Here is a 12,759-nt window from a genome sequence, read left to right on the forward strand (position 1 = left end):
GAGATCCTGGACGGGTGCTGTCCCCGATCGACGTGTTGCGCGAGGAGGTGGCCGCCCGGCTGGCCGCCTTCGACCGGCGGGAGGTGCCTCCGGCGGGCGGGATCCGCCGGGCCGCCGTCACCGTGTGCGTGCTGGAGGACGCCGGCGGCGTCCCGTACACCGTGGTGATCAAGCGGGCGCCTCGGGGCCGCAACCCGGGGCAGTGGGCGCTGCCCGGCGGGCGGCTGGACGACGGCGAGCAGCCCGTGGAGGCGGCGCTGCGCGAGCTGGCCGAGGAGACGGGCCTGACCGGGGTCGAGGTGGCGGGGCTGCTCGACGACTTCGTCACCGACTCGGGGTTCGTGATCACGCCGGTGGTGGCGTTCGGCGGCCGGCAGCGGCCGGTGGCCGACCCTCGGGAGGTGGCGTCGGTGCACGAGGTGCCGCTGGAGCGGTTCCTGGCGCCGGGGGTGCCGCGGTGGGAGGGCGAGCTGCTGCAGATGCCGCTGGGGCCGTCCATCGTGATCCACGCGCCCACGGGGGCGATCCTGTGGCAGTTCGCCGAGGTGGCGCTGCGGGGGCGCGAGCAGCGGGTCTTCGACGTGGTCCAGCCCCACTGGACGCGGACATGACCCCGCGTGTCGGCGGGCCGATGGAATAGCGGCCCCCGAACGTCCGTTAGCATCATGAGGCCGATGTGGTTAGTGTCCCCCGGGCCGCAAATTACCGCCTTCACGGAATACCGTCCGGCTGGAGCCGTGTTGTGCACCTCGCCGAGGAGGCGACCGCCACATCGGCCTCAATCTTTCCCAGGCGCTCCGCTCACCGGCGGGGCGCCTGCTCTATGGTTGGTGGCCGAACGCCGATGATCCAGGAGAGCCTGTTGCTTTACGAAGTGGTCAAGTTCGCCGCCGCTCCGCTGACGCACGCGATGTGCCGGCCGCACATCACCGGCGCGGCGCACGTCCCGAGGAGCGGGCCCGGGATCCTGGCCGCCAACCACCTGTCGGTGCTCGACTCGTTCCTGCTGCCCGCCCTGCTGCCGCGGCACGTGACGTTCACCGCCAAGAACGAGTACTTCGACGGCAACCCGGTCTCCGGCTTCTTCATGCGCCTCGGGCGCAGCCTGCCGATCGACCGCGAGAGCGCCCGCGCCGCGCAGACGATGCTGGACGAGGCCGCGGCGCTGCTGGAGCGGGGCGAGCTGTTCGGCATCCACCCCGAGGGCACCCGCTCCCCCGACGGCCGCCTCTACCGCGGCAAGATCGGCGTGGCCTGGCTGACGCTGAAGACGGGCGCGCCGGTGCTGCCGGTGGCGCTCAGCGGCACCGAGAAGGTGCTGCCGCTGGGCTCGAAGGTGCCGCGCCCGGCGCGGATCGGCATCGCGATCGGCGAGCCGATGCGCTTCGAGGGCGACCACCGCAGCGCGCGCGACCGGCGGCGGGTCACCGACGAGATCATGGCCGCCATCCAGCGGCTCTCCGGTCAGGAGTACGTCCCCGTCTACGCCTCCAGCGTCAAGGGGGCCGACGGCGGCGCCCCGGCCCGTACGTCGTCGGCGGAGGCGGGGGGCTGATCGGTGGCACGGGGCCGGACCATCGCGATCGTCTCCACCGCGGCCGTGCTGGCCGTGGGAGCCGCGGCCGGCGGCGCCTACTACGTGCTGCACACCCGGGGCACGCCCGACGGCACCGCGCAGCGTTTCGTCGCGGCCTGGCAGGCGGGTGACGCCGCCGCGATGGCCAGGGAGCTGGCGACGCCCCAGCAGCTCGGCGTCTACGAGCAGCAGCGCGCCGCGCTCGGCGTGGAGCGCACCTCGGTGCGGCTCGGCCGGGTGGCCGAGGGCGACGGCAGGGCCGGCGTCCCGTACACCGTGACGCTGACGCTGAAGAACGTCGGCGACTGGTCCTACGACGGCCGCCTCGACCTGGTCGTCGCCGATCGCGCCTGGAAGGTCGACTGGTCGCCCGCGGCCCTGCATCCGCGGCTCACGGCGGGGGCGGAGTTCTCGATCAAGACGCGCTGGCCGCGGCGGGCGGAGATCACCGACGCCGACGGCGGGCGCATCGACGACGGCACGGCCGGCGGCTCGGTGCAGCAGCTCGTCGGCTACCTGGGCAAGGCCACCAAGGAGGACGTCGCCAAGCTCGGCTCGGCCTACAAGGCGGGGCAGCCGATCGGCCGCGCCGGGTTGCAGCAGACGTTCCAGAAGCGGCTGGCCGGCACCCCGTCCACCGACATCCGGCTCGGCGGCGAGACGCTGGAGACCATCGAGGGCAGCGAGGGCGAGCCGGTCAGGACCTCGCTCGACCCGCGTACGCAGGCCGCCGCGGTGACCGCGGTCAAGGACATCGAGAAGCCCACGTCGATGGTGGCGATCCGGCCCTCGACCGGGGAGATCCTGGCGGTGGTCAACAACCGCGGCGGGTTCAACCGGGCGCTGGACGGCCGCTATGCCCCGGGCTCGACGTTCAAGGCGGTCACCGCGATCGGGCTGCTGGCGGCGGGCATGTCGCCGGAGGACACCGTCGCCTGCCCCGAGTACGCCACCGTCGGCGGCCTGAAGATCCGCAACTCCGACAACGAGGCGTTCGGGTCGCTGTCGTTCCTCGACTCCTTCGCCCACTCGTGCAACACGACCTTCGCGCCGCTCGCCCAGTCGAAGCTGGGCGCGGCCAAGCTGATGAAGGCGGCCGAGTCGGTCGGCTTCAACCAGCCGCTCACCATCGGCGTCCCCGCCACCCCGGCGAGCTTCCCCAAGCCGCAGTCGGACGCCGAGCTCGCGGCCGAGGCGTTCGGCCAGGCCAGGATCACCGCCAGCCCGCTGTCGATCGCCTCGGTGGCGGCCGCCATCGCCGACGGGACGTGGCGCCCGCCGACGCTGGTGCCGTCGCTGAAGCAGAAGGCGGCCGAACGCGCGCTGCCGGACGGGGTGAAGAGCCGGCTCCACACGATGATGGCGGCCGTCGTCACCAAGGGCACCGCCAAGAAGGCCGGCCTGCCGGCGGGCACGCACGGCAAGACCGGGACGGCCGAGTACAACGTCGGCGACAAGCTGGAGACCCACGCCTGGTTCATGGGGTTCAAGGGGGACGTCGCGTTCGCGGTGATCGTGGAGGGCGGCGGCGGGGGCGGCGCGGTGGCCGCGCCGGTCGCCGCCACCTTCCTGAAGAACCTCTAACCCGGCGGCAGCAGGAAGCGGCACACCTCCGCCGCGACCAGGTCCGGCCTGCCGCGCATGGAGGCGTTCGAGGTGGCGCTGTGGCCGAGGCCGGGCAGGTCCGCGCGGCGGCAGCGGGGCAGCGTCCCGTGCAGAGCGGTGAGGGCGCCCTTGAGGTGGGCGGGGCTCTTCGTGCCGCCCAGCAGCAGCACCTCGGCGGTCACGTGGCGGTAGGCGTCGAGGTCGCCGGCGGTGTCGGCGACGACCTGGACGTCCTGGCGGAGGGTCGGGGCGAGTTCGCGGAAGGTGGGCTCGCCGTCGGCGGCCGCCCGGTCCTGCCGCCTCAGCATCGCGGCGGTCATGGCCTCCAGCAGGGGCCGCGGCAGCAGGCCGAGGAACGCCGGGCCCATGCGGGTCCCCAGCATGCCGGTGACCAGTGCCGCCGGGACGCGGCCCGCGGCGAGCTCCCTGTCGAAGCGCTCCAGCCAGCCGGTCGGGTTGGAGCCGTCGAGGTCGAGGGGCGGCTCGAAGGCGACGACCGTGCTCAGCTCAGGGCGGGCCAGGGCGGTGCGCAGGGCGATGACGGCGCCCGAGCTGACGCCCATGACGTGCTCGGCGCCGGTCGCGGCCAGCAGCGCGGAGAGGTCCTCGACCTCGCGGGCCAGCCCGTGGCGGGGCCCGGCGGGCCCGCTGCGGCCCCGGCCGCGCCGGTCGGGGACGTAGCAGGTGAACGCGCCGGACAGGGCCTCGGCCAGCTCGATGTTGCTGTGCCCGGTCTGCATGGCGCCGTGCAGCAGCACCAGGCCGGGGCCGTCGCCGCCGAGGCGGCGGTAGGCGATCGTGGTGCCGTCCTGTGACGTCACGCGGTCAAGAGTGATCATGATTGCTCCCCATGGTCGGGACCGCGGCGGGGAGCCCGGCTATTGTTGCCGTTGCCACCTCGTGGCCAGGGTCCGCTCCGCGGGTCTGTCGGATGCGAGGTCACCCGGCGGCGGTGTGCCAGCACCGCCGCCGGGTTCTTGTGTGCTCAGTCGTCCCGGCGTCCCCTCTCCGCGGCGGCGGCCACGTCGTCGGGGAGCCGGCCGGTCTCGTGGTAGGCGCGCCAGGCGTCCAGGCCGGGGAACGTGCCGTCCGTGAGCTCGGCGAGCAGGCCGCGCACCCAGGCGGCCTCCGCCTGGCGCATCGTGAGCGCGTACTCGGCCTCCAGGAGGAAGAGCCGGGGCAGCTCCCGCCCGTCGCGCTCCAGCTCCTCCCGGCCTTCCGCGAGGCGCCGCTCCAGCGTGGTGAGCCGCCGCCGCAGCAGCCCGGCGACCTCGTCGGGGCCGAGACCGCCGAGGACCGACAGTCCGGCCTCGAACGCCGACGTCTCGTCCGCCGGGGCCGACAGCAGCTCCCGCGTCCAGTCGGCGGCCTCCGCGAGGCCGGCGTCGGTGACGCGGTAGACGGTGCGCTCGGGGCGGGCGCCCTGGCGGCTGCTCTCCACGGCGGCGATCAGGCCGTGTTTCTCCAGGTTGCGGACCACCGTGTAGAGGGAGCCCCATTTGATCCGCATGTCGCGGTCCTTGGCGCGGGCGCGCAGGACCGAGGCCATCTCGTACGGATGCATGGGGCGCTGCACGAGCACGGTGAGCACGGCCAGTCCCAGCAGGTTGCGCACGGGCCGCCGCTTCGCCATGTCGTCCTCCTTTACTCGTTCGCGAGTATACGTCTGCGAGTATTTGGCGGCAATGTGCTTCTTTGCATGCATTGCATACAAACCGCTAGTCTCGTCCCATGCGGACCGACGTGGCGCGCAGCCGGCTGCGGGAGCTGATACTCGGCGGCGTCTACCCGCCGGGCGCGCGGCTGACCGAGATGGAGGTGGCCGCGAGCCTGCGGATGAGCAGGACCCCCGTGCGCGAGGCGCTGCGGGCGCTGGCCGCCGACGGCCTGGTCCGGCCGGCCGGGCGCGGCGTCACGGTCGTCGCCCTGGAGGAGGACGACCTGGACGACGCCTACCAGGTGCGGGCCGCCCTGGAGGCGCTCACCGCCGAGCTGGCCGCCGTACGGCAGCGCGAGGGCCGCATCGCCCCCGCCGACCTGCGCGCGCTGCGCGACGTCGCGGCGCGGACGGCGGCGGCCACGGCCGAGGGCCGCCTGGCCGACGCCGTCCCGCTCAACCGCCGCTTCCACCGGGCGATCGCGGAGCTGGCCGGCAACGCCCTGGCGCTGCGCACGCTGGAGCGCGTCTGGGACCAGATCCAGGTGTCCACGCTGCGCTCGCTGGCGCCGCCCGCCCGGCACGCGCACGTCACCGCGCAGCACGACGACCTGCTCGCCGCGATCACGGAGGGCCGCCCCGAGGAGGCCGCCGCCGTCGCCCGCGCCCACGTCCTGGACACCCGCACGACCACCGGCCACGAGCCCGGACCGCGATCCGAAGGAGACCGCTCATGACCCGCAACCACACCTACGCCACCGTCGTGACCTGGACCGGCGACAAGGGCTCCGGCACGACCGGCTACCGCGACTACGCCCGCGACCACGAGCTGTCCGCCGACGGCCCGGCCACCATCCTCGGCAGCTCCGACCCGGCCTTCCGCGGCGACCCGTCCCGCTGGAACCCCGAGCAGCTGCTGGTCGGCTCGCTGTCGCAGTGTCACATGCTGTGGTACCTGCACCTGTGCTCGGTCAACGGCGTCGTCGTCACCGCGTACGTCGACCGCGCCACCGGCACGATGGCGGCAGGCGCGGAGGGCGGCCGCTTCACGGAGGTCGTGCTGCGCCCGGAGGTCACGGTGGCCGCGCCGGAGATGGCGGTGAAGGCCGCCGCCCTGCACGCCGACGCCCACAAGGCTTGTTTCATCGCCGCCTCGGTGAACTTCCCGGTACGCCACGAGCCGGAGGTGCGCGCCGCCACGTGAGATCGGGTTGTGCAGGGGGTTCACCAGGATCATGGTGAGGAGACGACTGCACGCCCCGTCGCCGGGTTTCCCAGCTCCGCGCCGTCCTGGACGGCCTGGGCCGGAGGGCGGCGAGGCGTCAGAGGGCCCCCGCCAGGGTGGCGTCGGCGGTGTCGGCGGCGACCTCCGCCGCCGGCTCGCCGGGCACCGCCCCCAGCGACAGCCCCGCGGCGGCGGGCTCGTTGTGCAGGACCATGATCAGCAGTGTGGCGACCAGCGTCGCGATGAGCACCCAGCTGATCAGGATGATGACCGTCGAGCGGCGTGGCCGGCGCCAGCCGCCGGACTGCCCCTGCGACCTCGCCTCGCTGCGGCGCACTCGCTCGTTGAAGGACTCGAGCCGGGCGACGAGCCGCGGATCGTCCTCGACGAGGTGCTGCTCTATCTGGGCGAGCATCCGCTCCTCGTCCTGCGACCAGGCCATACGTGCACCTCCGGAACGCAAGCTCTGTGGCCTCTTCCTGCCCAACCATGAAGATCATTAGCCACGGCCTGACCAGGTAATTGCACCCTCTTTTCGGTTTGCGATCAAGCTCGAACTTTTGTTCTAATCATGGCATGCGCTGGGACAACCTGCGCCTGACCGCCGACGGTGAGGCCGATCCGTCCGTCCCGCTGTTCGCTCGGGGAGCGGTCACGCGGACCTTCGACACGCCCGAGTTCCAGGGCATGACCTTCTACGAGATCCAGGCCCGCTCGATCGTCAACCGCGTGCCCGCCGCGAGCCGGGTCCCGTTCGAGTACACGATCAACCCTTATCGCGGCTGCGGCCATCGGTGCGTTTACTGTTTTGCCCGGAAAACACACGAATATCTGGATTTGGATTCCGGTGCGGACTTCGACGCCAAGATCGTGGTCAAGGTCAACGCCGCCGAGCTGGCCCGCAAGGAGCTGTCCTCGCCGCGCTGGGGCGGCCACCACATCGCCATGGGCACCAACGTCGACTGCTACCAGCGCGCCGAGGGCCGCTACCGCCTGATGCCCGGCATCCTGGCCGCGCTGCGCGACGCCGCCAACCCGTTCTCGGTCCTCACCAAGGGCACGCTGATCCTGCGCGACCTCGACCTGCTCGCCGAGGCGGCCGAGGTCACCGAGGTGAGCGCCGCCGTCTCGGCCGGGTTCGTCGACCCCGAGGTGTGGCGGGCGGTCGAGCCCGGCGCGCCCCACCCGCTGCGCCGCCTGGAGGTCTGCCGCACGCTCAACGACCACGGCATCGCGTGCGGCGTGCTGATGGCGCCGGTCCTGCCCTACCTCACCGACTCCCCCGCCCAGCTCGCCCGCACCGTCAAGGAGATCGCCGAGGCGGGCGCCACGCACGTGACGCCCATCGTCCTGCATCTGCGGCCGGGCGCCCGCGAGTGGTGGATGCGCTGGCTCTCCCGCGAGCACCCGCGCCTGGTGCCGCGCTACCTGGAGCTGTACGGGCGCGGCGCCTACGCGCCCAAGCCCTACCAGGCGCGCATCGTGGCCCGGGTGCACGAGCTGGCCGAGCGCTTCGGCGTCGGCCGCGCGGCCCCGGCCAGGCCCCGCCGCCTGCCGCCCCGCCCGGCCCAGGGGCCGGTGGTCGAGCAGCTTCGCCTGTTGTGAGGGGCGAACTGGCGACATGTCGGGTTTCGTGGGCAAATGGGTATCAATGGGTTTGGTGCACGAATCATCCGTGCGTCATGTCCGTACAGGGGGGATTTCCAATGGCAGACACGAAGAAGAAACCTGCCACGAAGTCGGGCAAGTCGAAGAAGCAGGCCATCAAGAGCAGCAGGCAGGCCAAGGAGACGAAGAAGGAAACCAGGAAGGGCTCTGACGAGAGCTGATCTATGGTGACATGATCGGACAGCCGGGAGCCCGGCTCCCGGCTGTCGCATCGACCGTGGAGCTGCCGCGATGTCCGCCTACCTGCGCTTCCCGTCCGTGTTCCAGGACGTCGTGGTGTTCGCCGCCGAGGACGACCTGTGGATGGTCTCCGCCCAGGGCGGCCGGGCCTTCCGCCTCACGGCCGGGCTGGCCGAGGCGGGCTATCCGCGCATCTCCCCCCGTGGCGACCAGCTCGCCTTCGTCGGCCGCGAGGAGGGCCCCGAGGAGGTCTACGTCATGCCGGCGTCCGGCGGCGCGGCCCGCCGGGTGACCTTCCACGGCGCGCGCTGCACGGTGACCGGCTGGGATCCCGAGGGCCGCATCCTCTACGCCAGCGACCAGTCCCAGCCCTTCGAGGGGCGCAAGTGGCTGCACCGCGTGGCGCCGGGCGGGGTGCCGGAGCGGCTGCCGTACGGACCGGCCAACTCGATCGCGCACGGTCCCGGCGGCATGATCGTGCTCGGCCGCAACACCGCCGACCCGGCCCGCTGGAAGCGCTACCGGGGCGGCACGGTCGGCGACCTGTGGATCGACCCCACCGGCGGGGGCGAGTTCCGGCGGCTGATCCGGCTGCCGGGCAACCTCGCCTCCCCCTGCTGGAGCGGCGAGCGGGTGTGCTTCATCAGCGACCACGAGGGCGTCGGCAACGTCTACTCGTGCCTGCCCGACGGCAGCGACCTGCGCAAGCTCACCCACCACGACGACTACTACGCCCGCAACCTGTCCGGCGACGGGCACCGGCTGGTCTACCACGCGGGCGCGGACCTCTACCTGCTGGAGCCCGGCGAGCGGCCGCGCCGGCTGGAGGTGGCGCTGGCCAGCTCGCGCACCCAGCGCAACCGGCGCTTCGTCGAGGCCGCCGACTACCTGGAGAACGCCACGCTCAGCCCGGACGGCAGCGCGCTGGCGATCACCGCGCGCGGCAAGGCGTACACGATGGCCGGCTGGGAGGGCCCGGTACGCCGCCAGGGCGCCGAGGACGGCGTCCGCTACCGCTTCCTGACCTGGCTCAACGACGGCGTACGGCTGATCGCGGCGGCCAGCGACGACGGCGACGAGGAGCGGCTGGTCGTCCTGGAGAGCGGCGCGGGCGGCCCCGGCACGGAGGTCGCCCGGCTGGGCCGGATCACCGCGCTGGTGCCCGACCCGGCGCACGACCGGGTGGCCGTGGTCAACCACCGCTACGAGCTGCACCTGCTCGACCTCGCCACGGGCCGTCGCGATCTGGTGGAGGCCAACCCGTACGGCTCGCCGGAGGACCCGGCGTGGTCGCCCGACGGCTCGTGGCTCGCCTACGCTGCGCCGCTCAACGCCCAGACCACCGCGATCAAGCTGCACCATCCGGAGAGCGGGCGGACCGTGCAGGCGACCGAGCCGGTGCTGATCGACTCGATGCCGGCCTTCGACCCCGAGGGCCGTTACCTCTACTTCATCGGCCAGCGGACCTTCTCCCCCGTCTACGACCAGCTCCAGTTCGACCTGGGTTTCCCGCTCGGCACCCGCCCGTACGCGGTGGCGCTGCGCGCCGACGTGCCCGACCCGTTCGTGCCGCGCCAGCGTCCCTTGGAGCAGAAGGACGACGACGAGGACGACGAGGGCGAGGGCGAGGAGGAGGACGGCGAGGAGCGGCCGGAGACGCTGCGCGTGGACGTGGACGGCCTGGCCCGCCGCGTCACCGCCTTCCCCCTCCCCGAGGGCCGCTACGAGCGGGTGGCCGGGCTGAAGGGCAAGGCGCTCGTCCTCACCAGCCCGCTGGAGGGCGACAACACCCTGCACCTGTACGACTTCGCCAAGAACGACAACGAGACGTTCGCCGAGGGCGTCACGGACTTCGAGCTGGGCCGCGACCACAAGACGCTGCTGTACCGGGCGGGCTCGCGGCTGCGCGTGGTCAAGGCGGGCGAGGTGCCGGGCCACGACGACGACCGGCCGGGGCGCGGGAGCGGCTGGATCGACCTGTCGCGCATCAAGGTGTCGGTGTGCCCGGAGGCCGAGTGGCGGCAGATGTTCCGCGAGGCGTGGCGGCTGCAGCGGGAGAACTTCTGGACCGAGGACATGGCGGGCGTCGACTGGCCGGCCGTGTACGACCGCTACCAGCCGCTGGTGGACCGGGTGACGACCCGGGGCGAGTTCTCGGACCTGCTGTGGGAGCTGCACGGCGAGCTGGCCACCAGTCACGCCTACGAGAGCGGCGGCGAGTACCGCCCGGGCCCCGACTACACGCAGGGCAAGCTGGGCGTGGACTGGGAGCACCGCGACGGCGTCTACCACATCGCCTCCGTCGTCACCGGCGACCCGTGGGACCCGAAGGCGACCTCGCCGCTCAACCGCCTCGGCCTGGACGTACGCCCCGGCGACGCGGTGCTGGCCATCAACGGCGCGCCCATCGGCGACGGCGTCGCGACCCCGAACGAGCGCCTGGTCAACCAGGCCGGCGAGGAGGTCGAGCTGACCCTGCGGCGCGGCGAGAAGGTGTTCGCGGTCACCGTGCGGGCCCTGGCCGACGAGCAGCCCGCCCGCTACCGCGACTGGGTCAACCTCAACCGGGCCCGGTGCCACCAGCGCTCCGCGGGCCGTGTCGGCTATTTGCACGTGCCCGACATGGGGCCGGAGGGGTTCGGCGAGTTCCACCGGGGGTTCCTCGCCGAGCACGACCGGCACGCGCTCATCGTGGACGTGCGCTTCAACGGCGGCGGTCACGTCTCGGCGCTGCTGCTGGAGAAGCTGGCCCGGCGGCGGCTCGGCTACGACTACCCGCGATGGGGGGCGGCGGAGCCGTATCCGCCGGAGTCGCCGCGCGGGCCGCTGGTCGCCGTCACCAACGAGTGGGCGGGCTCCGACGGCGACATCTTCAGCCACACCTTCAAGGTCCTGAAGCTGGGTCCGCTGGTGGGCAGGCGCACCTGGGGCGGCGTCATCGGCATCTGGCCGCGCCACCAGCTCGCCGACGGGACGGTGACGACGCAGCCGGAGTTCTCCTTCGCCTTCGACGACGTCGGCTGGCAGGTGGAGAACTACGGCACCGATCCCGACATCGAGGTGGACATCACCCCGCAGGACTACGCGCGCGGCGTGGACACGCAGCTCGAACGGGCCATCGACGTGGCGCTGGAGCTGCTGGCCGAGCATCCCCCACACACGCCCGATTCACGGCATCGGCCGCGTATGCAACCTTAGTCACCTTCACGGCGTCTAATGATCATAAGTGGGGAAAGCACACCGGGGATGAGCCGTGCTTCCCGCTCACGCAAGACCGCTCAGACGAACGCCGGCCGGCGCATCGGCAGACGACCACGCGCCGGGCCGTGAAGTGATGTTGCCTGCTTTCACGTTCTAAAGGGGGACCTGTCAGGTGCGCGCACTGGCACGTAAGGGCAAGTCGGCCGCGGTGCGGCTCTATCGGGGGTACAACCGGCGCAAGGCGCGGAACGCGCCACCCCCCTCGACACGGCGGATCCGCATCCTGCTGCTGCACGCCCACGGCATGGGCGGCACGATCAGGACCGTGTTCAACCTGGCCGGCTACCTGGCCGAGGAGCACGACGTGGAGATCGTGAGCATCCTGAAGGAGGCCGAGGAGCCGTTCTTCCCCATCGACCCGCGGGTGCGCTTCCGCTTCCTGGACGACCGGCTGCGGCCGAGCCGCAACCCGCTGCGCCTGCTGCTCTCCAAGCGGCCGAGCCGGTTGATCCCGAAGGAGGAGTCGGCCTACCACCGCTTCAACCTCTGGACCGACCTGCGGCTCGCCCGCTACATCCGCTCGCTCGACACGGGCGTGCTCATGGGCACCCGCCCGGGGCTCAACCTCGCGATGGCCCAGTTGGCGCAGCCAGGCGTGATCACGATCGGGCAGGAGCACGTGGCGCTGCGCACGCAGCCCGAGCCGGTGCAGAAGCTCATCAAGTGGCGCTACCGCCGTCTCGACGCCCTCGTCACCCTCACCAGGGCCGATCTGAACGACTACCGCGAGACGCTGCCGAAGAAGCCGCGCAAGCTCACCCGCATCCCCAACGCCGTGCCGCCGATGACCGGCGACCCGTCCAAGCTGGACGCCAAGGTCGCCGTCGCGGTCGGCCGCATGACCCGGATCAAGGGCTTCCACCGGCTCATCACCGCCTGGGAGACCGTCGCCGCCGCCCACCCCGACTGGACGCTGCGCATCTTCGGCGCCGGGCCGCAGGAGGACAACCTGCGGACGCAGATCGCCGAGGCGGGGCTGCAGGACAAGGTCGAGCTGCCGGGGCCGACCACCGACGTCGGCGCCGAGCTGGAGAAGGCGTCGCTGTACGTGATGAGCTCGCGCCACGAGGGCTTCCCCATGACGGTCCTGGAGGCGATGGCCAAGGGGCTGGCGATCGTCAGCTTCAACAGCCCGCACGGCCCCAAGGAGATGATCAAGAACGAGGTGGACGGGCTGCTCATCAAGCCGCGCACGAACGCCAACCTCGCGGCCGGCATCATCCGGGTCATCGAGGACGAGCAGCTCCGCCGCGATCTGGGCACCCGCGCGCTGGAGACGGCGGCGACGTACAGCGTGGAGGAGGTCGGGCGGAAGTGGGACGCGCTGCTGGCCGAGCTGCTGGCCCGCCGCGACGGCAGCTACGTCCCGCGCACGGCCCAGCCGCCCGCCGAGCCGGCCGCCCAGGCGCCCGTCCAGCCGGCCGCACCGGAGCCCCCTGCGCAGGCCGTCGCCGAGCCCCCCGTACGGCTCGCGGTGGTGCCGGTCGTTCCGGAGGTCACGCCCTGATGCCGTGAGCCGGCGCCAGACCGCAAACATTCCTTCGCGAAGAACTGTTTGCGAAGAAGTGTTTGCGGTCTAGGGTGGAG

The 12,759-nt window shown here is 72.5% G+C and carries 12 protein-coding genes; 9 read left to right on the forward strand and 3 right to left on the reverse strand.

The window, feature by feature from the left end; all coding sequences use genetic code 11:
* The first annotated feature begins 14 nt into the window (after positions 1–14).
* From Nocox_RS25840 to Nocox_RS25850, 3 genes are all read left to right on the forward strand, one after another.
* Positions 15–611 (forward strand): NUDIX hydrolase, encoded by a 597-nt coding sequence (locus Nocox_RS25840; protein WP_020547662.1) that lies wholly within the window; start codon positions 15–17, stop codon positions 609–611.
* Positions 612–862: 251 nt separating this feature from the next.
* Positions 863–1,555 carry a lysophospholipid acyltransferase family protein gene (locus Nocox_RS25845; RefSeq protein WP_246649546.1) on the forward strand — a complete coding sequence of 231 codons (693 nt, stop codon included), beginning with the start codon at positions 863–865 and terminating at the stop codon, positions 1,553–1,555.
* Between the two features lie 3 nt (positions 1,556–1,558).
* The gene (locus tag Nocox_RS25850) at positions 1,559–3,160 is read left to right on the forward strand and encodes a penicillin-binding transpeptidase domain-containing protein (RefSeq protein ID WP_020547660.1); all 1,602 of its coding nucleotides are present in this window, start codon (positions 1,559–1,561) and stop codon (positions 3,158–3,160) included.
* Here Nocox_RS25850 and Nocox_RS25855 read toward each other — a convergent pair.
* Both Nocox_RS25855 and Nocox_RS25860 read right to left on the reverse strand, forming a co-directional pair.
* Positions 3,157–4,020 carry an alpha/beta fold hydrolase gene (locus Nocox_RS25855; RefSeq protein ID WP_033411457.1) on the reverse strand — a complete coding sequence of 288 codons (864 nt, stop codon included), beginning with the start codon at positions 4,018–4,020 and terminating at the stop codon, positions 3,157–3,159. The two genes, Nocox_RS25850 and Nocox_RS25855, sit on opposite strands and share 4 nt — an antisense overlap.
* 146 nt (positions 4,021–4,166) lie before the next feature.
* A complete protein-coding gene (locus Nocox_RS25860; protein ID WP_020547658.1) occupies positions 4,167–4,814 on the reverse strand; it encodes a PadR family transcriptional regulator in 648 nt (215 codons plus the stop codon).
* 98 nt (positions 4,815–4,912) lie between these two features.
* Here Nocox_RS25860 and Nocox_RS25865 point away from each other — a divergent pair, with 98 nt between their 5' ends.
* A complete protein-coding gene (locus tag Nocox_RS25865; RefSeq protein ID WP_020547657.1) occupies positions 4,913–5,575 on the forward strand; it encodes a GntR family transcriptional regulator in 663 nt (220 codons plus the stop codon).
* The gene (locus Nocox_RS25870; protein ID WP_020547656.1) at positions 5,572–6,042 is read left to right on the forward strand and encodes an OsmC family protein; all 471 of its coding nucleotides are present in this window, start codon (positions 5,572–5,574) and stop codon (positions 6,040–6,042) included. The genes Nocox_RS25865 and Nocox_RS25870 overlap by 4 nt, the downstream gene beginning before the upstream one ends.
* Positions 6,043–6,160: 118 nt before the next feature.
* On the opposite strand, the gene Nocox_RS25875 is transcribed toward Nocox_RS25870, so the two are convergent.
* Complete coding sequence (locus Nocox_RS25875; RefSeq protein WP_020547655.1) at positions 6,161–6,505, reverse strand: DUF3040 domain-containing protein; 345 nt, start codon at positions 6,503–6,505, stop codon at positions 6,161–6,163.
* Positions 6,506–6,639: 134 nt separating this feature from the next.
* On the opposite strand from Nocox_RS25875, the gene Nocox_RS25880 reads away from it, so the two are divergent.
* The 4 genes from Nocox_RS25880 (at position 6,640) to Nocox_RS25890 (ending at position 12,679) form a co-directional block, all read left to right on the forward strand.
* A complete protein-coding gene (locus tag Nocox_RS25880; RefSeq protein WP_020547654.1) occupies positions 6,640–7,668 on the forward strand; it encodes an Rv2578c family radical SAM protein in 1,029 nt (342 codons plus the stop codon).
* Positions 7,669–7,769: 101 nt separating this feature from the next.
* Positions 7,770–7,892 (forward strand): hypothetical protein, encoded by a 123-nt coding sequence (locus Nocox_RS43775; protein WP_020547653.1) that lies wholly within the window; start codon positions 7,770–7,772, stop codon positions 7,890–7,892.
* A 70-nt stretch (positions 7,893–7,962) separates the two neighbouring features.
* The gene (locus Nocox_RS25885) at positions 7,963–11,109 is read left to right on the forward strand and encodes a S41 family peptidase (protein WP_020547652.1); all 3,147 of its coding nucleotides are present in this window, start codon (positions 7,963–7,965) and stop codon (positions 11,107–11,109) included.
* A 175-nt stretch (positions 11,110–11,284) separates the two neighbouring features.
* Positions 11,285–12,679 (forward strand): glycosyltransferase family 4 protein, encoded by a 1,395-nt coding sequence (locus tag Nocox_RS25890; RefSeq protein WP_020547651.1) that lies wholly within the window; start codon positions 11,285–11,287, stop codon positions 12,677–12,679.
* The last annotated feature ends 80 nt before the right edge of the window (positions 12,680–12,759 follow it).

Source organism: Nonomuraea coxensis DSM 45129 (assembly GCF_019397265.1).
GTDB classification, from domain to species: domain Bacteria; phylum Actinomycetota; class Actinomycetes; order Streptosporangiales; family Streptosporangiaceae; genus Nonomuraea; species Nonomuraea coxensis.

Excerpts from the sequence above, each read along its gene's own strand:
- Nocox_RS25865 (WP_020547657.1), top strand. The coding sequence starts at position 4,913 with ATGCGGACCGACGTGGCGCGCAGCCGGCTGCGGGAGCTGATACTCGGC.
- Nocox_RS25860 (WP_020547658.1), bottom strand. The coding sequence starts at position 4,814 with ATGGCGAAGCGGCGGCCCGTGCGCAACCTGCTGGGACTGGCCGTGCTC.
- Nocox_RS25885 (WP_020547652.1), top strand. The coding sequence starts at position 7,963 with ATGTCCGCCTACCTGCGCTTCCCGTCCGTGTTCCAGGACGTCGTGGTG.
- Nocox_RS25870 (WP_020547656.1), top strand. The coding sequence starts at position 5,572 with ATGACCCGCAACCACACCTACGCCACCGTCGTGACCTGGACCGGCGAC.
- Nocox_RS25855 (WP_033411457.1), bottom strand. The coding sequence starts at position 4,020 with ATGATCACTCTTGACCGCGTGACGTCACAGGACGGCACCACGATCGCC.
- Nocox_RS25875 (WP_020547655.1), bottom strand. The coding sequence starts at position 6,505 with ATGGCCTGGTCGCAGGACGAGGAGCGGATGCTCGCCCAGATAGAGCAG.
- Nocox_RS43775 (WP_020547653.1), top strand. The coding sequence starts at position 7,770 with ATGGCAGACACGAAGAAGAAACCTGCCACGAAGTCGGGCAAGTCGAAG.
- Nocox_RS25880 (WP_020547654.1), top strand. The coding sequence starts at position 6,640 with ATGCGCTGGGACAACCTGCGCCTGACCGCCGACGGTGAGGCCGATCCG.